Source organism: Rhizobium sophorae, assembly GCF_013087515.1.
GTDB lineage: Bacteria > Pseudomonadota > Alphaproteobacteria > Rhizobiales > Rhizobiaceae > Rhizobium > Rhizobium sophorae.
Genome location: NZ_JABFCN010000004.1, coordinates 1 through 19,262 on the forward strand (window position 1 = coordinate 1; position 19,262 = coordinate 19,262).

Consider the following 19,262-nt stretch of genomic DNA (forward strand, 5'->3'; position numbering starts at 1 on the left):
AATGCGGCTGATCCCCTACCCTTCAAACGCCCATGTTGCACTTGGTGTAGATTCTCCAACCGCAAAGTTGAAGTGTCCTGTTTCTGCAAAGTTGGAATGTCACTCTCCCCGCGTTTGATGACGGTGGAGATTGCGGATGGGACTGATAGCGATGAGCGAGCGTGATCTACAGCGGATCGAGATTCTATCGAAAGTGATTGCCGGCCGGATGACGATGGTGTCGGCGGCACATGTGCTTGAACCGAGTACGCGCCAAGTACGTCGTCTGCTGGAGCGGATCAGCACTGGTGGTGCGGCGTCGATCCGGCACAAGGCGGATCGGCCGACCGTCGAACAACCGGATCAGCGATGGTGTTCGGGATTATGCGGTGACGCTGGTTCGCGAACGCTATCTGGATTTCGGTCCGACGCTGGCGCGCGAGAAGCTGATCGAACTGCATCATATCTCGGTCGCCAAGGAGACACTGCGTCAATGGATGACGGAGGCCGGCATCTGGGTCTCGCGACGCGAGCGTAAGAAGCGGGCTTTCCAACCACGCGGCCGGCGCGACTGTTTCGGTGAACTCATCCAGATCGACGGCTCGGTGCCCCTCACCCGCCCAGAGCTAAAAACGAACTATTTCAACGGCGCAAGGTCACGACACGCATGCCCCATGCACGGACTTAATCCTGATTGGCAACCACAGGCAAACTGCCTTCGTTGGAAAGACGGGTATCGGTCTGCCGGGCGGCCGAGACAAGGCGGCGCTTCGCGCGGATCGCGTGCCATTGTTGGTCGATCAGGACGCCGATGAGGATCACGCCACCCATGACCGCGAAATTCAACGACGAGGGGATACCAAGGAGATTCACGAGATTCTGCAACTCCTGGAGCAGGACCGTGCCCAGCACGACGCCGACGATCGATCCCTCGCCGCCGCGGAGCGAAAAACCGCCGAGTACGGCAGCGGCAATTGCGTAGAGTTCGTAGAACTGACCATGGCTCGCCGGCGAGATCGAGCGTGTGTACATGGCGAAATAAATCGCCGAAAGCGCCGTCAGCAGCCCGCAGATGACATAGGCCGACATGACCATGCGGCCGGTACGGATACCGGAATAGCGGGCCGCCTCCTCGTTCTTCCCGATCGCGTAAAGATAACGCCCGAAAACAGAGCGATGCAGCATGATCCACATGACCACGGCAATGATGACGAGTGCGATGAAGGTGTTGGGAACGCCGTAAAACCGTCCAGCGGTCAGGAATTCGAGGTCAGGGAAATTTTGGCCGAAGGCAAAACCGGCTGTTCCGTCAGCCGTATAGAAGCGCGCTGCCCCACGATAAATCAGGAGGCCGCAGAGGGTGACGACGAAGGGCTGCAGGTTGAGCCGGGTGATCAGCCAGCCGTGGACCGCGCCAATGACCGCGCCGAGAGCGAGAATGAGCGGCAGCGCCAGCATCCAGGACATATCCTGGACCGCGATGAAATCGACGAAGAGCACGCCGAGAAGCGCTACAAGCGAACCCACGGAAAGCTCGATACCGCCTGTGATGATGACAAAGGCCTGGCCGATCGACAGGATTCCGAACAGGCCGATCAGGTTGGCAGTGTTGGCCAGGTTGATCGGCAGCAGGAAGCGCGGATTGATGATGGCGACGACGATGCCGACGACAACGATCAAAAGCAGCAGTCCGAGATCTTTTTTGATCATTCGAGATCCATCCCCGATACTTATTTGTATTGGCCGCAGCCGCTATTTTACCCTTTTGCCGACAGCAAGCAAAAGGACGCTTTCCTGGCTGATTTCGTCCTCTTCCAATATGCCGGCGATCTGGCCCTCGTGCATGACGGCGATGCGGTCGGAAACGCCGATCACCTCTTCCATGTCGCTGGAGATCATCAGGATCGCCACTCCGGCATCGGCAAGCGCTCGCATCAGGCCGTAGATCTCGTTCTTCGCGCCGATATCGATGCCGCGTGTCGGCTCGTCGAAGATCATCACCTTCGGGCTCATCGACAACCATTTGGCAAGCACCACCTTCTGCTGGTTGCCGCCGGACAGAGTGCCGGTTCGCGTCGAAACGGAAGGCGCCTTGATACCAAGGCGAAGACGCTGCTTTTCGGCCGCCGCCCTCTCCCGCTCGGCAGCAAGCATGAAGCGCCTGGAGAGTTTGGGGAGATCGGCAAGGCTTATGTTCTGGGCGATCGGGAAATCAAGAAGAATGCCGTTGCGCTTGCGATCCTCCGGGACCAGGAAAATGCCGCGAGCGACGGCGTCCCGGGCAGTGTTGACCGCAATTTGCCGCCCGTCCTGCAGAATGGCTCCGCCGTAGCTCCGGTCGATGCCGAAGAGGACTTTTGCAAGCTCGGTGCGGCCCGACCCGACGAGCCCTGCAAGCCCCATGATTTCGCCATACCGGATTTCCAGATCAACGGGACGGCCGGGATAGGCCTCGGTGCGCACGCCGCTTGCCTTCAGCGCAACCGAGCCGGGCGAGCGCTGCGGTTTTGCGGTCCGGGCCGCAAGCACCCGGCCGATCATCAGCTTGACCATCTGGTCGTGGCCGATGTCTTTCTTGGCGAGCGTGCCCACAAGCGTGCCGTCGCGCAGGACTACGACGCGGTCTGCGACGCGCTCAACCTCGTGGAGGCGATGCGAGATGAAAATGACACTGATGCCATCGGCTTTCAGCGATTTGATAATGCTCAGGAGCCGCTCGGTTTCGGCCAGCGGCAGGCTGGACGTGGGTTCGTCGAAGATGACGAGTCTGGCGTTGATGGACAGCGCCTTGGCGATTTCCACCATCTGCTGCTCGGCAAGGGAAAGCGATGCCACGGGTGTGTCGGCGGAAAAATGAGCCCCTACCCGCTTCAAGAGCGGCTTCACCATGTCTCGCAGCCGATTGCGATCGACGAGCTTGAGAGGTCCGGCCTTCAGCGGCTCGCGGCCCAGGAAGATATTGGCAGCAACGTCAAGATTCTCAAAGAGATTGAGTTCTTGGTGTACGAACGCGATGCCGGATGCGATGCTCGATTCCACAGTGAGGAAACGAAGCTCTGCGCCGTCGAGCAGAATCGTGCCTCGGTCGGGTGCGATCACGCCGCCGAGAATCTTCATCAGCGTCGATTTTCCAGCCCCGTTCTCGCCGACGAGGCCGATGACCTCGCCCGGTATGATGTCGATCGACAGGCCCTCAAGCGCAACGACGCCCGGATAGGTCTTGCCAACGCCGGAAAGCGAAAGGAATGGCGTTGCAAGCGCGTCCGGTGACGGGATGTCGGAGCTGTGGTTCATCGCCTGTCCATGGCTGCCAATACTGTCGGCATGAGACGCCTTTCGCGGCGGCGGCAAGTGCCCCGCCGCGAAGGAAGATTATTTTCCAGACATGGCCTTCAGACTGGCGGCATATTTGTCAACGTCATCCTTGCCGATGATCACCGTCGGGATGATGATCAAGCCGTTGCTGGGAACGCCGGATTTGTCGCCCTTGAGGTAGGCCGCCATCAGCTTCATGCCCTGATAGGCCCATTCGAACGGCTGTTGCACGACGGTCGCTGCGACGGTGCCTTCCTTGACGCCGCCGAGCGTGATCGGATCGTCATCAAAGCCGACGACGGTGATCTGGCCGAGTTTGCCGGCGTCGCGCAACGCCTCATAGATGCGCGGCGTATTGTAGGAGTAGAAACCGACCATGCAGGTGACGTCGGGGCTGGCCACCAGCGCGTCCTCGACGTTCTTCTTTGCGCGCGTCTGGTCGATATCGTCGCCGCGTACATCTGTCAGCTCGATCTTCGTGCCCTTCAGGCCGTCCTTCATGCCCTGGATGCGTTCCTTGGCATTGTCGGCGCCGAGCAGGCCGACGAAACCGATGCATTTGCCGCCGTCCGGCATCGCTTTCTTGGCGATTTCGGCGGCCTGCATGCCGGCGTCGATATTCGATGAGCCGATATAGGCGACGCGGTTGGTCTGCGGCGCGTCACTATCTGTGGTGAAAAGAGCAGTCTGCGAGCCGATCTTGTTCAAGCCGTCCGTCTGGGTCTTGGGATCGACTGCGGAAACCATGATCCCCTTGACGCCGGCACTGACCAAGTCTTCCATAAGCCGCTGCTGAACGGCGACAGATGCCTGCTCAGGGTACTTCAGCTCCATCTGGTAGTCGGGCATCTCGCCCTGCGCCTTCTTCACGCCCGCCTCTGCAGCTTTCCAGAAGTCGGATGCGCCGTTGACGACGAATGCAAGTGTCGGTTTGTCGGCAGCATGCGATACGGCAATCGGCGCCGCGCTCAACATCAACCCGGCGAAGAACAAGGCAGCATTGCGTTTCAGCTGTTTCATAATACACCTCCCGAGGGGCCGCAGTTCACGGGCCCGTTTCCGATTTACGGCCGGCCGGATGCGCGCCCCCTCCTAGGGCCGTCGCAAAGCGACGAGTGGCATAGGTTCCGATCGCTCCTTGACGGTATACAAGAAATTTAATTAGTAAATAGTATTATCAATGCAGATCAAAACATTTGATCGCGTAGGACTAAGGACGGCAATTTTGTACTGGCAATGGCCAATAACTGCAAGTGTTGCAGCAATTCACGCAATTGCCAGCGCTTTCAGATAGATGCTAATATCAATTATCTAATACGACGATCAATCCACCCTACCCTATTATCCCGAGAGAGACAGTTTCCACGAATGCGAAAACCCAAGACCCAAAATAAACCTGCGCGCGTGACGATGATGGACATCGCCGCGGCGGCTGGCTGCTCGCAGGCGGCCGTCTCCTTCGTCCTCAATAACACGCCCGGCACCCGTATCTCACAACAGACGCGCGATCGCGTATGGGAGGCGGCGCGCGCGCTCGGCTACATGGAGAAGACCTATGCGACGAAGGCCTCTTATTCGGGACTGGACAACGTCATCGGTTTCGCCGTCGATCAGCTCGCCACCAGCCCGGAAGCGATCGTTGCGATCGAAGGCGCGCGGCAAGCCTCCTGGAACGCCGGCAATGTCCTTCTGGTAACCCAGACGCTCAGTGATCCCGTCATGGAGCCGAAGGCAATCGAGGCGTTGACGAACGGAGGCATATCGGCGCTCATCTATATGACAATCTATACCCGACAGGTGGAGCTTCCTTCCTATGTCCGCAAGCTCAACATCCCGACGGTCCTGCTGAACTGTTATACGGCGGACCATGCCTTTCCCGCCGTGGTGCCGAGCGAAATCGCTGGAGGGCAGAGCTCCACCCGGCATCTGATCATGCACGGACACCATCGTATCGCGACGATCACCGGCGAAATCTGGATGCAGGCGGCGCAGGACCGGCTGACGGGATATCGCCGCGCGCTGGCGACCGCCGATATACCCTTCGATCCGGAATTGGTCATTGAGGGCGACTGGTCGGCCGGTGCCGGCTATGCCTCCACGATGAAACTGCTTGCTCTGAAAGAGCCGCCCACCGCGATCTTCTGCCAGAACGACCGCACCGCCATCGGGTGCTATGAAGCGCTCAAGGATGCAGGGCTTCGCATTCCCCAGGACATGTCGGTGGTGGGTTATGACGACGAAGAAATTTCACGACATCTCGTACCCCCGCTGACGACGTCGGTCCTTCCACATCTTGCCATGGGGCAATGGGCGATCGAACATCTCAACCCGGAAAGTACATCCGGCAAGCGCTATCCCATTGCGAAGCTCGAATGCTCGCTGGTTAAGCGTCATTCCGTCGCCACGCCGCGGGCCGAGGCGCGGCAGATCCTCGATGGCGCATATACCTCGCCATAGAACTTAGGTTCGCGCGGGACGGAACGCCGGCGGCTGGCTCGGAAACCGTGACCGGCGACACTGGATGAGGCGGTCGAAATCGCTTAGCGGGCGATGGAACGGGCAGAGTGTGCGTTGTCGATAGGTTGCGAACGGGTTGCCCCCTGCCCCTGCCTCGTCACTGACTACTCAACCGATCTCAAATATTCTCAACCATAGATACAATCTACGCAGAGGCGACGTTGACGACGTGTAGATTTAGAGCTAGCTCTGTCGTCCATGAAAATCGCAATGGTTCTCGTAGTGGTGATATCGCGCATGGGCAAGACGGTCTGATCGTCCGGCAATAGCCACCCATGCGCCGAAAACAGGTCCCTGACGGGGCCTTTTTTTATGCCCCGTCGCTCCATCACCTCACTCACGACGGAACGCAGATATGACCGGCGAGACAGCCAACTCTACCCTCAACAACCCTTCTGATCGTCGCATGAACGGCGGCGAGATCGTTCTGCAAGCGCTGCACGACAACGGTGTCGAGCACATCTTCGGTTATCCCGGCGCAGCGGTGCTGCCAATCTACGACAAAATCTTCCAACAGGAGGACGTCAAACATTTCCTGGTGCGCCATGAGCAAGGTGCCGGACACGCCGCCGAAGGCTATGCCCGCTCAACGGGAAAAGTTGGCGTCATGCTGGTGACATCGGGACCAGGCGTTACAAATGCGGTCACGGCGCTGCAGGATGCCCTTATGGACTCCGTTCCGCTCGTCTGCCTCGCCGGCCAGGTGCCGACAAGTCTGATCGGCACGGACGCTTTTCAGGAATGCGATACGGTCGGCATTACCCGCCCCTGCACAAAGCACAATTTCCTGGTCAAACACATCGACGATCTGGCCAAAACGATCCATCTGGCTTTCCGGATCGCGGCGGCCGGTCGACCCGGTCCTGTTCTCGTCGACATGCCGAAGGACGTGCTCTTCGCCAGCGGGACATACGTCTCACCTGACAAGGTACCTCCGCTGCCGAGCTACCAGCCGGCAATACAAGGCGATCGAAACGCGATCCGAGCGGCGGTCGCATCGATGGCCGAAGCCCGGCGCCCCATCATCTATGCCGGCAGCGGCATCATCAATTCGGGACCTGAGGCGTCGCGATTTTTGCGTGAGTTCGTCGACCTCACCGGCTTTCCCGTAACGTCCACCGTCATGGGACTTGGAGCCTATCCCGCCAGCGGGCCGAACTGGCTGCGAGTCGCCGGACAGGACGGATCGCATGAAGCCAATATGGCAATTGGCGAGTGCGATCTGATGGTCGCCATCGGCGCACGGTTTGACGATCTTGCGATCTCGCGCATCCATGAGTTTTCGCCTCACTCGAAGAAAATCCAGATCGATATCGATGCCTCGTCGATCAACAAACGCGTTCCCGTCGATATCGGTATTCAAGGCGACGCCGCGCATGTGCTGGCGGGTATGCTGCATGCCTGGCGGTCACTTTCCACCATGCCCGCCCAGAAGCGATTGCGGGCGTGGTGGACACAGATCGACTATTGGCGAGCCCACCATTCGTTTTCCTACGAGCGGCTGGACCATGCCATCATGCCGCAACATGCCCTGGAGCGCCTGCATGCGCTGACAAAGCGGCACGACCCCATCATCGCCACGGAGATCGGTCAGCAGATGTGGGTGGCGCAGTTCTTCGGGTTCGACAAACCCAATCGCTGGATTACCTCAGGGGGACTGGGGACCATGGGTTTCGGTCTTCCTGCCGCGCTGGGGGCGCAGATCGCAAATCCCGGCCGCCTTGTCATCGATATTGCCGGCGACGCGTCGGTGCAAACGACGATGAAGGAGCTGTCGACGGCGATACAGCATCAAGCGCCGATCAAGATCTTCGTCTTGAGCGATGAGCATCCGGGCATGGCGCGAGAATCGGAACAAGTGCCGGATGGCAACGGTCGATCGCGCTCCTATTCGGCCTCACTGCCCGATTTCGCGAAGCTCGCGGAAGCCTACGGCGCCATCGGCCTTCGTTGCGAGAGCCCCAGCGAACTCGATGCCAGGATCGAGGAGATGATCGACGCGGACCGGCCGGTGCTCCTCGACTGCCGGGTTGCAAGGCTCGCCGACGCCCATCCGCAGTGACGGTCGATGACCGAACACCCCAAAAGCAAGCCGTGCGATCCTGCAGCCCACAGATCACCGTTCTCAAGCTGCCGAAGCTGTCGCCAGATCGCCGCTTGTTTAGTGCTTGCGGGCCCGCGGCAGCAGGTTCATGCTTATCCCCTGTCTGAGGCCTGCTGGTTGCGGCTGAAATAGCCGTACATCGGGGGTTTCGTGAGATGCGTCCGATGGAGTGCAGCGGCTGCGGGTTCGATGTTCAGAGCGGTTTTGCTTTCTGTCCGCGATGCGGCGCAAGGCAACCGATATTGTGCGCCACCTGCGGCTATCCTTGTCAGCCCGATTTTGCCTTCTGCCCCCAATGTGGCGCGCCGATTTCCGGCAAAGTCCAACCCGCAACGAAGCCGAAGATTGAGGCACTACCTCAATCGGAGGGCGATGCCGACCGGCGGCCGGTGACTGTGCTCTTTGCCGATCTCTGCGGCTTCACGACGCTGAGCGAACAGATCGATCCTGAAGTCATGCGGGTGCTGCAGAACGAATTGTTCGAAGAGATGACCCAGGCCGTCGAAGCCTATGGCGGCTTCGTCGACAAGTTCGTCGGCGATGCGCTGCTGGCGCTGTTCGGCGCGCCGGTCGCCCATGAGGACGATCCGGTCCGGGCGCTGGGTGCCGCACTCGATATGATCGGTCGGGCGACGCAGGTCGGCGAGCGCTGGCACGCACGCGCGGGCGTGCCGCTGCGTCTGCATATCGGTATCAATAGCGGCCCTGTCGTCACCGGCGGCTTCGGCGCGGTCAGTACAAAATCCTATTCGGTGACCGGCGATACGGTGAACACTGCCCAACGCCTGCAATCCATGGCCGGCGAAAACGATATCCTTGTCGGGCCGCTGACCTATCGCCTCACCCGCCATGCCTTTGCCTTCGACAATCTCGGCGCGCAGACGTTGCGCGGCAAAAGCGGAAACGTCCTTGTCCATCGGCTGACAGGGGTGTCGGAAGCGCCGCATACGGCACGCGGGCTCGAAAGCCTCGGCCTTCAGGCACCGATGATCGGACGGGATACGGAGTTGTCGCGGTTGCTGACATGCCTCGACCTTGCCTGCGGCGGCGCAGCACAGCTTGTCCGCCTGATCGGCGAAGCGGGCATCGGCAAGTCGCGGCTGGTCAACGAATTCGTTGCAATTGCCGGCAGTGCTGCCCGTTTCCACGGCCTCGCCATCCGCAAAGCGACCTGCTCTCCGCTCGGCGAACAATCCTATGGCACGCTCGGCGCGGTCGTGCGCAGCGCCTACGTCATCGGTGAGCGGGATGATCTCGACAGGGCGCGGCAATTGCTGGCAACGGGGTTCCGCGCGCTCGATCTGACGCAGGAGGAGGTCGAGGGGCTTCTGCCGCTCTTTCTGCATGTCCTCGGCCTCGGCGATCCCGATGGCGCGTTGCGGCACATCGAGCCGGAGCAGTTGCGGCGGCAGATCTTTTATGGCGTCCGCACCGTTTTCGAGCGGCGGCTGGCGCAAGGTCCTCTGCTGCTTGTGATCGAGGATCTGCATTGGGCGGACGCCGCCTCGCTGGAAGTGCTTCGCTTCATGATGGACCGGCTGGAGCGCAGCCGGTTGATGCTGCTTGCGGTTTACCGGCCGACATCGCAGACCGACCCACTGGACTCCAATCGTGTCAGCGTCACCGTGCAGCGTCTTGCCCCACTCTTTGCGGCCGACGGGCAGAAGCTGCTTGCTGCGTTTTTTGGCGAGGATCATGGCAAGTTGCCGGTCACGATGCGCAAACACATCCTCGACCGCGCCGGCGGCAATCCGCTTTTCATCGAAGAAATCCTTCGGGCACTGATCGACATGGGCACGTTGCACAATGACGGCCAGCGCTGGCATGTCGCAGCGGAAGACACGGATGTCGATATACCGGTGAACCTGCAAGCCCTGTTGCTTGCCCGCGTCGATCGTCTGCCGCAGGAGATCAGACGCTTGGCGCAGGAGGCGGCGGTGGTCGGCCCGAAGTTCGATACCGCCCTGCTCCGCACCGTCGCCACAGACCCGGCCGCCATCGATGCTGCATTGGATCATCTCTGCGATGCCAATATCATCGAGGAATTGCGCGGGCCTGATGCTGGGCAATCGCCGGGCTATCGCTTCAGCCAGACGCTGATGCACGACGTCATCTACCACAATCTCTTGCTGCAACGGCGCATGGAGCTTCATCAACGGATCGGCCGGGTTCTGGAACGTCAATATGGCGCAGCGCCCGACCGGCCCGAGCATCTGGCGCAGCTCGGCCATCACTTCAGCCTGACCACCGAAAAGGCCAAGGGGGCCACCTATCTGATGGCGGCGGGCGATCTGGCGCGCAAAACCTACGCCAATGACGATGCGATGCGCCTCTATCGTCAGGCCCTTGCGGCCTTCGCAAACGAGGCGGAGGTGACACCAGAGCAACTCGCGCTGCTGGAGCGTCTTGCCGATCTCTGCGGTCCCGCCGGCCTCCGCGACGCTGCCTTGAACCATTACCAGCGAGCGCTTGCGGTCCACCGCAACAACAACCCTATCGCCGCAGCGCGGATATTGCGCAAGGTCGGCCGTTTGCATCTCGATGCAGGACGCCGCGATCAAGCGGAGACACATTTGACCGAAGCCGAAGCGATAATCGCAGCGATCGATGCGCCGGTCGAACGTGCACATGTTCTGCAGGAGCGCGGCCATCTGGCTTTCCGCATGGGGGATCAGGCCGCTGCCGCCGAGTGGGCGACGCAGGCGCTGCAATGCCTGCAAACGCTGGCGATCGACGGAACGACGGAGGCCGGACGGGAGACAGCGCGAGCGATGGCGGAGGCGCTGAACACCAAGGGTGCGGCCTTTGCGCGGCTCGGACGTCGCCGCGAGGCCGTGCAGGAAGTGGAGCGCAGCCTCTCGGTCGCCGAAAAGGCCGATCTGCAAAGTGCTGCCTGTCGCGCCTATTCCAATCTCGGGGTTCTCTACACGATTGTCGATCCGGCCAACGCCATCAAGATCTGCCGGCGCGGACTGGAGCTTGCGACCCGTATCGGCGATCTCGGCTTCCAGGCGCGGCTTCTCGCCAACCTCGCAGTTGCCTGCTGCACCTTCACCGATCGCTGTGCCGCCGAGGGTGTGCCGGCTGCGGAAAGAGCCGTCGAAATCGACCGGGCGCTCGATCAGCGCGACCATCTCTCCGTGCCGCTGATCGTGCTGGGCCAAATTCATCAATGCCACGGGCAGCCGAAGCTAGCCCGTAAGTATTACGAGGAAGCCCTTGAGGTCGCAAAGGAAATTGACGAGCCGCAACTGCTCTTTCCGTGCTATGATGGCTTGGCGACACTCAGCCTCGAGCATGACGACATGGACGAGGCAGAACGGTATTTCACGCTGGCCCAGGATGTGTGCACCCGCCACAACCTCGATCCTGGCACGCTCGTCGTCCTGCCGTTTCTCGACTGACTGTCCCCGTTCAACAACCGCAGGAGATCGATTAGGCAAATCGATTCAAAAGCATAAAGGGAGGAACGAAACATGCAGGAGAACCACGCCGCAAGACCATTGCAGCCGGGAGATCGCGCGCCGAACGTGGTGCTGGACGCAATCACCCGCCAGGGCAAGGTCGCCATCGACGATTTTCGCGGCCAGAAACCGGTGCTTGTCGGCTTGTTCCGCGGACTGCATTGCCCGTTCTGTCGCCGCCAGATTGCCGCCATGGCCGAACTCACCGATGCCTTGCAGGAGAAAGGCATCGACAGCCTGACCGTGGTCAACACTCCGATCGACCGCGCTCGCCTCTATTTCCGCTACCATCCGCTTCCCAATCTGCTGGCGGCCTCGGACCCAGAACGAGTATCGCACAGAGCCTTCGGCCTGCCGAACCTTCAATTCACCGAAGACGAGAATGACTGGCCGCACAAAATGAGTATGAATGCGGTGACTTCGATGCGCATCGACATGCCGGACGAGCTTCCAGCGCCCATGGACCTGATGGCGGCGGTGGAATTTCTCGACAAGGCGGACGGCTATGAATTTACCGAGGACGACAAGCAGATGATCGCCACCGGCCACGGCCAACTTGTCGGCGAATTCCTGCTCGATCGGGATGGAATCGTGCGCTGGTGTTTCACGGAAGTCGAGGAGGATGGCCGCCATATGTTCGGCGGTCCCGCCCCCCGGGAAGTGATGTCGGCAGCGTCGGACATGGCTGTTTGAAGCAAATGATCTTTAAAGCGCGTTGCATCGAATCGGATTCATGCGACGCGCTTTCCATGAGACGAACTACCCGTTCGGCGTTCGCACCCAGTCGTCTTGCCTCAAGGAACAAATCTCGCATGGCGATGTTGTCACTATGATAAGCATAGGACCATGGGAGGAACTCATGCGGAAATCTCTTCAGTTCGTACTGGTCGGCTTGGCTGCGATAAGCGGCTTGACGATTTCGCCGACGATCGCAGCAGCGCAAGACTTGGAGCTGCGGCTCGGCCCCGGTGGCGTCGGCGTTTACGACCGCAATCGCGACCGTGACCCATATGACGGGTATGATCGGCGCCGACCGCGCGGATGCGACCCGGATGATGCTCTCGATATCGCACGCAGCGAAGGACTTCGCAGGGCGCAGATCGTACGCATGTCTCCCCGCAGTATTGTTGTGCAGGGGATGACGCGCCGTGGACCGGAACGAATGACCTTCGCAAACCGGCGCGGCTGCCCGGAATTCTGACCGCAGCGAGAGCAAATGAGGTGGACAGCCGGGCCTTCGAGATCGAGAAATGCGGCGGCGAGCCTTGTTTTCAAACCGGCGGAACCTTTGGCCACCCTGAACATTGCTGCCCATGCAGCGCACTGCTTTGGGTCGCGTGCACCCTTTGAGCACCATAGGAGGATTCATCATGATGAGCGGTCAATTGAAGGCGCTTCTCGCCGTCCTTGCCGTTGCCGGCTATCAGAACAGAGACAAGATCGGGGAGCTCCTACGGGGCATTCAGAACCCTCAGCAGGCTGGCGCGGGAAACCAGCAGCCCGGGGGGCTTGGGGGCCTTCTTGGCGGACTGAGCGGTTCGGGTGGGCTCGGCGGCCTTCTCGGCGGGCTGACATCCGGCAGCATCGTCAGCGGCGGTCTCGGCGACCTGCTGAAGACGTTTCAGCAGAATGGTCACGGTGACAAGGCGGAGTCGTGGGTAAAGCCCGGTCCGAATGCGGCCATCGATGACGGCCAGCTCGCGGAAGCACTGGGACCGGAGGTTCTCAACGAGATCGCTGCCAATACCGGCCTTTCGCATCAAGAGATCCTTGGGCGACTGAAGCGCGATCTTCCCAAAGCGGTCGACGACCTCACACCAAACGGAAAACTGCCCTCCGCCGAAGAGGATTTTTTATCTTCCGCGAGCCAATCAACAACCTCCGCGCGGCCCGACACTATCTAACCTCCGGCCGTCTATGAGGCGCACCAACATCACTCCGGAAGTCCCGCCTTGCGGTAGCCGTCAACGAAATGCTCAAGCGTTCGAGCGTCGCGGAATGGCTCGGTCGCCGCCCAATGGCGGGTTGAAAAATTCGGGTTGGCGACGAGGAAGAGTTCGGCCTCGGCGCGCGCTTTGTCGAGCCGGCCGAGTTGGGCAAGACTTGCCGCCAGGAAACGGCGTGAGCTCGTGCGGTAGGTTTCGTCCATGCGCAGAGTCTCGACAGCGGCTTCGTACTCACCGGCGGCATATTGCGCCTGGCCGAGCGTCAGATAGTACCAGCTTGCCGGAAACGGGTTCAGGCGGAAGGCCTTGGCGATATGCTCGAGGCCCTCCCCGACCCGCCCGGCGAGGACCGCGATGTCGGATAGGGCAGCAAAGGTGTCGGCCTCGTTCGCGTCGAGCTCGATCGCCTTGGCGAATTCCGCATCCGCCTCGGCGAAGCTGCGCTCATAGGCAAGCAGGTAAGCCAGGACCCAGCGGCATCCTGCATCGTTGGGATCGATCGCGACAGCCTTGCGCGCCAGTTGCAGAGCAATCCTGCGGGCGGGTCCCGTCGGTCCGCCGGAATGCACCTCTCCCATCCAATGGTTCATGGCAAGCCAGCGATACGCCTCGGCATAGTCGGGATCGAGCGAAATCGCGCGCGTCAGCATCAGATGCGCTTCCCGCGCCGCCTGCGGCGTGTCATCCATCAGCCTGCGCGCCCGTACGCAGAGATCGTAAGCCTCGATATTTTGGGGCCGATTGCGTGGCGGCGGTGCGCGCAGCCGGCCGAGCAGCGCCTCAACGATCTTGCCAGTCACCTCGTCCTGAACGGCAAAGATATCGTTCAGGCTGCGATCGAAGCGCTCCGCCCATAGATGATCGCCACTTGCCGCATCGACCAGTTGGGCGTTGATGCGCACGCGCGCCTCGACGCGTCTTGCGCTGCCCAGCAGCAGGTAGCGCACGCCGAGTTCCTCGGCGATCTCCCGCACATCCATCGCCTTGCCCTTGTAGGCGAAGGCCGAGTTGCGGGCGATGACGAACAGACCCGGCATCCTGGAGAGGTCGGTGATCAGGTCTTCGGTCAGCCCGTCCGCGAAGGATTCCTGCTGGGGATCGTAGCTGATATTCACGAAGGGCAGCACTGATATCGATGGTTTGTCGGGCAGCGGCAAGGGTTTTCGCTTCACGCCGCCCAACTGGTTGACGGCGCCTGTGAAGCGGTAGCCGATGCGCGGAACCGTGGAGATCCATTCACCGCCGTCGGCGGCCGGACCAAGCAGCTTGCGCAGTTGCGCGATCTGGACGGTGAGATTGCCCTCCTCGACGGCCCTGCCCGGCCACGCCGCGTCCATCAACTCGGCCTTCCCCAAGATTTCGCCGGGTCGTTCGACGAGTGCTGCAAGCAGTTTGACCCCGCGATGGCCGACTGCGACGGGATCATCGTTCCGAAGGAGAGTTCCCGCCACCGGATCAAGCACGAACGGACCAAAGGCAAAGCGCGATCCCTGCATGAGGCGCATCCTAGAGTCTTTAAAGCTTAGATGGAACTGTTCGTCCGCTTGGGCCGCGTGGCATCGAGGACGCGAGCAGTGTAAATGGCTGAGGCGGTGACGACCAAATGATGACTGCCTGAAAATAGAGTGACTCCCATGGTTTTCTGGATAGCGGGTGCGGTTGGATTGGCGATCGCTTATCTCCTCGGCTCCACACCCTCGGGCTATCTGGCAGGCAAACTGCTCAAGGGTATCGATATCCGGGAGCATGGCTCCAAATCCACCGGAGCAACGAACGTATTGCGAACGCTCGGCAAATGGCCTGCATTGGTGGTGCTTCTGGTCGATGTCCTGAAAGGTGTGGGAGCAGTTGTCTTTGCCCGCTGGTTTTACCCTTTGTTCTCGACAGTCTCACCGGGCACGCCACCGACAGCGCTTGATCCGCAAAGCTTAGAGCCTTGGGCTGTTTGCCTGGCGGGACTTGCCGTGTTGTTAGGGCATGGCCGTTCGGTCTGGCTCAATTTTACGGGAGGCAAGTCGGTTGCCACGGGGCTCGGCGTGTTGCTGGCGATGTCATGGCCCGTAGGTCTAGGTGCCGCGATGGTTTTTGGCGTTGCGCTGGCGGCCTTCCGGATTGTTTCCCTGAGTTCGATGCTGGCGGCGTTGACGGCCATCGCTCTCGTCTGCGGCTTGGAACAACCGCTGCCCTATCGACTGCTGGTGATCGCAGGCGGCATTTACGTGATTGCCCGCCATCGCACCAACATTCGGCGGCTACTGGCCGGGACGGAGCCTCGTCTGGGCAAGGTCGCCTAGAAGCGAAAACGCACCGCACCATGCACTGCTTGCTGCCAGAGGAAGCAGCGTTTCAATCTTGCCGGACGATGGCGCCGACCGCATTGACCAGAAGGCGCGCGGCGGTCAGGGCCGACAGGCCGTCAATGTCGGCAGGAGGATAGAGCTCGACAAGGTCGAATCCTGCGATTCTGGCCCGCCTGCCGAGGCCCGCGATCAGGTCGATCACCTCAGTGTAGGTGAGGCCGCCGGGCGTACGCGCCGCCACGCCCGGCATGATGCTGGGATCAAGGCTGTCGCAGTCGATGGTGACGACGACCCGCGCTCCTGCCGGAATATGCCGGAGAGCTGCTTCGGCCCCCTCGGCATGAATCTCTCGGGCGGTTACAAAGCGGCTGCCGTAGGCCCGCGCCGCTTCGATGTCGGCGAGGCGTGCGCTACCGACGCTGCGGAGGCCGACCTGGACCATGCCGGCGACATGCGGCATCTCGCTCGCCCGACGCATCGGGCTCGAATAGCCGTGGCGCTCGCCATGCACCTCGTCGCGCCAGTCGATATGGGCGTCGATCTGCAGGATCCAGACCGGCCCGTGATCCGCAAAGCCGGCGAGGAAGGGAATGGTCACGGAACAATCGCCGCCGACTAGGATCGGTACGGCGGTCATTGACAGGAGATCGCGCGTCTTCGCCTCGATTCGGGCTCGGTTGCCGGCATTGTCATGCAGGGTGGTTGGGATGTCGCCGGCGTCGATGCAGGAGACCGGCTTGCCACCGAACAGCGGGCCGCCGAGATCGAAATCCCAGTGCCCGACGAGCCCGGCATCGTCCTGGCTCGCAGCGCGGATGACATCAGCGGCCAGAGCGTAGCCGCTGCTGTCCTTACCGGGATAGGTGCTGCCGTGAGCGGCTGCGAAGATCACCGCACGGGGCAAACGCCCATCGGCGAGACGCTCGGGAAGGCCGAGAAAGGAAAGTGAGGCGGTCATTTCCTGAAGGTCCTGATGATGTCCGGCTGAAATTGCGGTGGCGATGGCTTGCAGTCGAGGCAAATTCGATGCTGACCTGTTTAGTCCCTTTGGACGTCTTTGAGAACTTTTTGGGAAAACTTAAGTACGACGCTCCCCGCCTCCTGCAGAATTCATCCTCTTTGACATTGAGGCTCCCCGGCCCCTCAAACCAGCCGGTCTTGCGAGGACATCTGCATGACTGCCGAAAGCATCACATCAGCGCGAGCGGAGCGGATCCCATGGGCCGCGATGGCGGGTATTATCGCCACCGTCACGGTATTCGCCGTGGCACAGGGGCTGACTTATCCGCTGCTCAGCTTCATCCTGGAGCGGCAGGGAACGACATCGAGCCTGATCGGATTGTCGGCGGCGATGACGCCGCTCGGTTTCATTCTATCCGCACTCTTCATTCCGGCGCTTTCGCGGCGCGTGGGTGGGGCCCGGCTGGCGATCCTGTGTTCGATCCTCGCCGCCCTCACCCTGATTGCGATCGCCTGGGCTGAGGACGTGTGGGCCTGGATGCCGCTGCGCTTCCTGCTCGGCGTCTTCGCCAATCCGCTTTACGTGATCAGCGAGACCTGGCTGATCACGATCACGCCGGCGCCGCGCCGGGGCCGGATCATGGGACTCTATTCGTCGATCGTTTCGGGCGGCTTCGCCATCGGCCCGCTGTCGCTCTGGCTCACCGGCACGGAGGGTTGGCCACCCTTCATGATCGGTGTTGCGGCCTTCCTCCTCTGCGGCCTGATCGTGCTTGCGGTCGTCCCACGCCTGCCCGGCATGCCTGATGAAGGCGAGGCTACATCGGTGGGCCGCTTCTTCGCGCTGGCACCGCTGCTGTTGTTTGCGGTTTTCACCGCTGCCGCCTTCGAGCAAATCCTGCTTTCCCTATTCGCGGTCTATGGCGCAGTATTCGGCAGCGCCGAGGAGCGCATCGCTTCGCTCATCACCTGTTTCATCGCCGGCAATGCCGTGCTGCAGATTTTGCTCGGGCGCTTGGCCGAACGGTTCGGCTCGACGCGGATCATGCTCTTCTGCGTCCTGGCTTGCCTCGCCGGTTGCCTGCTGCTGCCGTCGGCCTTCACCACGTGGCTCATCTGGCCGCTCATCTTCGGCTGGGGTGGGGTCTCGTTCGGGATCTACACCCTGTCGCTGATCCAACTCGGCGAGCGTTTCACCGGTCAGGCCCTGATCGCCGGTAACGCGGCCTTCGCCTTGGTATGGGGCATCGGTGGCATCGTCGGCTCGCCGGCGACAGGACTGGCGATGCAACTGATCGGACATCGGGGTCTGCCATTATCCCTTGGCCTCCTCAGCTGCGCGCTGGCGGTGTTTCTGATGGCCAGGAGATGGCGGGGCTGATCGAAGCACTTGCTCGTGCCGCCCTGCCCTGGCCTCATCTGCCGATCACCTTGGCAGAAGAATTGCCATTTAATCTATAACACGTTATATAACACCCAATACAAATGGAGATCGGCATGATCGAGGATGTGGTCCGGACGCTCGGGTTTCTGTGCATGGGCAGCCGGCTGCGGCGCATCGGAGAAAGGCTGCAGGCCGATACGCAGCAGGTCATCGATGAGGCGGGCCTTGGCATTCAAGCCGGCCAATATCCATTCCTTGCAGCGATCGACCGAGCCGGGCCACTGACGATCGGCGAACTTGCGCAGGCGGTGGGTATCACCCAGCCCGGCGCAACGCGCACCATCGGCCAGCTTCTCGAACTCGGTTACGTCGACATGCAGCCGGCCCCGGATGATCAGCGTCGCAGACTGGTCTCGCTGACCGACAAGGGACAGGACCTCGTCGATCATTCGAAAAAGGTGATCTGGCCGCGCATCGCCGCCGCCGTTGCCGATCTCTGCGGCGATCTCGACGGGCCGATCCTCGAACAGCTCGCGGCCATCGAGGACGGGCTTGCGGCAGTACCGCTTGCGCGCCGCAACGCCGGCAAGGAGGAAAACTCATGACCCATATCCTCGACCGGCCGATCTGGAGCGCATTGGAGACCGCGCATGCCGGTCTTGCCGAAGGCGGCAAGTCCGCGCGGCGATACCCACCTTCCATCGTTCCTTTCGCGGCGTCAGCCGACGATACGCCGGAGAGCCTCGACGCCCTGGAGAAACTGCCGGTATCGGAGGAGAGCATGATTCTCGTCGAATCCGGGCCGATCGCCATTCCACCGGGTCTTGCCGTCGTCGCGGAAGCATCAGTGGTCCAGATGGTTGCCGAGCGGCCCCACGAAAGAATTTCCGATCCCCGCATAGAGCCGCTGACGGAGTCCGATGCCGTCGGCATGCTGGCATTGGCGACACTGACCAAACCCGGGCCGTTCACGTTGCGAGCCCAAAGCCTCGGTAGCTTCTGGGGGATCAAGAGCGAAGGCCGCCTGGTGGCGATGGCCGGGCAACGGATGCGGCAGACAGGCTTCATCGAGCTCAGCGGGCTTTGCACCCATCCCGATGTCCAGGGACGCGGCCTCGGCACTCTGCTCTTCCGCTTCGTTGCCGGCGAAATCGCATCGAGCGGCGACACAGCCTATCTGCACGCCTATGCGGCGAACACATCAGCCATTTCGCTCTACAAGACACATGGCTTTGCGCTTCGCGCGGAGATGAACATGCGCGTGGTCAAGCGCCGTTCCTGAGCCGTGCCCAC

General features: G+C 61.3%; 15 protein-coding genes and 1 pseudogene. 11 read left to right on the forward strand and 5 right to left on the reverse strand.

The window, feature by feature from the left end; translation table 11 throughout:
• Positions 1-136: 136 nt before the first annotated feature.
• Positions 137-584 (forward strand): annotated as a pseudogene (locus G9X64_RS03675) (helix-turn-helix domain-containing protein); the annotation flags it as partial.
• A gap of 79 nt (positions 585-663) precedes the next feature.
• Here G9X64_RS03675 and G9X64_RS03680 read toward each other — a convergent pair.
• The 3 genes from G9X64_RS03680 to G9X64_RS03690 all read right to left on the reverse strand — a co-directional run bounded on the left by G9X64_RS03680 (position 664) and on the right by G9X64_RS03690 (position 4,314).
• Complete coding sequence (locus G9X64_RS03680) at positions 664-1,689, reverse strand: ABC transporter permease (RefSeq protein ID WP_168311286.1); 1,026 nt, start codon at positions 1,687-1,689, stop codon at positions 664-666.
• 42 nt (positions 1,690-1,731) lie between these two features.
• Positions 1,732-3,273 (reverse strand): sugar ABC transporter ATP-binding protein, encoded by a 1,542-nt coding sequence (locus G9X64_RS03685; protein WP_168311285.1) that lies wholly within the window; start codon positions 3,271-3,273, stop codon positions 1,732-1,734.
• 78 nt (positions 3,274-3,351) lie between these two features.
• Complete coding sequence (locus G9X64_RS03690) at positions 3,352-4,314, reverse strand: sugar-binding protein (protein WP_027665802.1); 963 nt, start codon at positions 4,312-4,314, stop codon at positions 3,352-3,354.
• Between the two features lie 348 nt (positions 4,315-4,662).
• Between G9X64_RS03690 and G9X64_RS03695 the strand changes: the two genes are divergently transcribed.
• From G9X64_RS03695 to G9X64_RS03720, 6 genes are all read left to right on the forward strand, one after another.
• Positions 4,663-5,751 (forward strand): LacI family DNA-binding transcriptional regulator, encoded by a 1,089-nt coding sequence (locus tag G9X64_RS03695; RefSeq protein ID WP_168311284.1) that lies wholly within the window; start codon positions 4,663-4,665, stop codon positions 5,749-5,751.
• 415 nt (positions 5,752-6,166) lie between these two features.
• Complete coding sequence (ilvB, locus tag G9X64_RS03700; protein WP_168311283.1) at positions 6,167-7,873, forward strand: biosynthetic-type acetolactate synthase large subunit; 1,707 nt, start codon at positions 6,167-6,169, stop codon at positions 7,871-7,873.
• 206 nt (positions 7,874-8,079) lie between these two features.
• Positions 8,080-11,319, forward strand: a complete 3,240-nt coding sequence (locus G9X64_RS03705) for an adenylate/guanylate cyclase domain-containing protein (protein WP_171375966.1) — start codon at positions 8,080-8,082, stop codon at positions 11,317-11,319.
• 72 nt (positions 11,320-11,391) lie between these two features.
• Positions 11,392-12,072: a peroxiredoxin-like family protein gene (locus G9X64_RS03710; RefSeq protein WP_168311281.1), complete on the forward strand. Its 681-nt coding sequence runs from the start codon at positions 11,392-11,394 to the stop codon at positions 12,070-12,072.
• Between the two features lie 166 nt (positions 12,073-12,238).
• On the forward strand, positions 12,239-12,580 hold the full coding sequence (locus G9X64_RS03715; RefSeq protein WP_168311280.1) for a hypothetical protein: 342 nt from the start codon (positions 12,239-12,241) through the stop codon (positions 12,578-12,580).
• A gap of 169 nt (positions 12,581-12,749) precedes the next feature.
• The gene (locus G9X64_RS03720; RefSeq protein ID WP_168317669.1) at positions 12,750-13,283 is read left to right on the forward strand and encodes a YidB family protein; all 534 of its coding nucleotides are present in this window, start codon (positions 12,750-12,752) and stop codon (positions 13,281-13,283) included.
• A 29-nt stretch (positions 13,284-13,312) separates the two neighbouring features.
• On the opposite strand, the gene G9X64_RS03725 is transcribed toward G9X64_RS03720, so the two are convergent.
• Positions 13,313-14,821: a winged helix-turn-helix domain-containing tetratricopeptide repeat protein gene (locus tag G9X64_RS03725; protein ID WP_171375967.1), complete on the reverse strand. Its 1,509-nt coding sequence runs from the start codon at positions 14,819-14,821 to the stop codon at positions 13,313-13,315.
• A gap of 138 nt (positions 14,822-14,959) precedes the next feature.
• Between G9X64_RS03725 and plsY the strand changes: the two genes are divergently transcribed.
• Positions 14,960-15,619 (forward strand): glycerol-3-phosphate 1-O-acyltransferase PlsY, encoded by a 660-nt coding sequence (gene plsY / locus G9X64_RS03730; RefSeq protein WP_168311942.1) that lies wholly within the window; start codon positions 14,960-14,962, stop codon positions 15,617-15,619.
• Positions 15,620-15,671: 52 nt separating this feature from the next.
• On the opposite strand, the gene G9X64_RS03735 is transcribed toward plsY, so the two are convergent.
• A complete protein-coding gene (locus G9X64_RS03735; protein ID WP_168311941.1) occupies positions 15,672-16,583 on the reverse strand; it encodes an agmatinase in 912 nt (303 codons plus the stop codon).
• A gap of 216 nt (positions 16,584-16,799) precedes the next feature.
• Here G9X64_RS03735 and G9X64_RS03740 point away from each other — a divergent pair, with 216 nt between their 5' ends.
• From G9X64_RS03740 to G9X64_RS03750, 3 genes are all read left to right on the forward strand, one after another.
• Positions 16,800-17,966, forward strand: a complete 1,167-nt coding sequence (locus G9X64_RS03740; protein ID WP_168311940.1) for an MFS transporter — start codon at positions 16,800-16,802, stop codon at positions 17,964-17,966.
• A gap of 116 nt (positions 17,967-18,082) precedes the next feature.
• Positions 18,083-18,574, forward strand: a complete 492-nt coding sequence (locus tag G9X64_RS03745; RefSeq protein WP_168311939.1) for a MarR family winged helix-turn-helix transcriptional regulator — start codon at positions 18,083-18,085, stop codon at positions 18,572-18,574.
• Positions 18,571-19,251, forward strand: a complete 681-nt coding sequence (locus G9X64_RS03750) for a GNAT family N-acetyltransferase (protein ID WP_168311938.1) — start codon at positions 18,571-18,573, stop codon at positions 19,249-19,251. The genes G9X64_RS03745 and G9X64_RS03750 overlap by 4 nt, the downstream gene beginning before the upstream one ends.
• The last annotated feature ends 11 nt before the right edge of the window (positions 19,252-19,262 follow it).

Coding starts and splice junctions, on each gene's coding strand:
- G9X64_RS03710 (WP_168311281.1), top strand. CDS start 11,392: ATGCAGGAGAACCACGCCGCAAGACCATTGCAGCCGGGAGATCGCGCG.
- G9X64_RS03745 (WP_168311939.1), top strand. CDS start 18,083: ATGATCGAGGATGTGGTCCGGACGCTCGGGTTTCTGTGCATGGGCAGC.
- ilvB (WP_168311283.1), top strand. CDS start 6,167: ATGACCGGCGAGACAGCCAACTCTACCCTCAACAACCCTTCTGATCGT.
- G9X64_RS03720 (WP_168317669.1), top strand. CDS start 12,750: ATGATGAGCGGTCAATTGAAGGCGCTTCTCGCCGTCCTTGCCGTTGCC.
- G9X64_RS03680 (WP_168311286.1), bottom strand. CDS start 1,689: ATGATCAAAAAAGATCTCGGACTGCTGCTTTTGATCGTTGTCGTCGGC.
- G9X64_RS03725 (WP_171375967.1), bottom strand. CDS start 14,821: ATGCAGGGATCGCGCTTTGCCTTTGGTCCGTTCGTGCTTGATCCGGTG.
- G9X64_RS03685 (WP_168311285.1), bottom strand. CDS start 3,273: ATGAACCACAGCTCCGACATCCCGTCACCGGACGCGCTTGCAACGCCA.
- plsY (WP_168311942.1), top strand. CDS start 14,960: ATGGTTTTCTGGATAGCGGGTGCGGTTGGATTGGCGATCGCTTATCTC.
- G9X64_RS03705 (WP_171375966.1), top strand. CDS start 8,080: ATGGAGTGCAGCGGCTGCGGGTTCGATGTTCAGAGCGGTTTTGCTTTC.
- G9X64_RS03715 (WP_168311280.1), top strand. CDS start 12,239: ATGCGGAAATCTCTTCAGTTCGTACTGGTCGGCTTGGCTGCGATAAGC.
- G9X64_RS03695 (WP_168311284.1), top strand. CDS start 4,663: ATGCGAAAACCCAAGACCCAAAATAAACCTGCGCGCGTGACGATGATG.
- G9X64_RS03750 (WP_168311938.1), top strand. CDS start 18,571: ATGACCCATATCCTCGACCGGCCGATCTGGAGCGCATTGGAGACCGCG.
- G9X64_RS03740 (WP_168311940.1), top strand. CDS start 16,800: ATGACTGCCGAAAGCATCACATCAGCGCGAGCGGAGCGGATCCCATGG.
- G9X64_RS03735 (WP_168311941.1), bottom strand. CDS start 16,583: ATGACCGCCTCACTTTCCTTTCTCGGCCTTCCCGAGCGTCTCGCCGAT.
- G9X64_RS03690 (WP_027665802.1), bottom strand. CDS start 4,314: ATGAAACAGCTGAAACGCAATGCTGCCTTGTTCTTCGCCGGGTTGATG.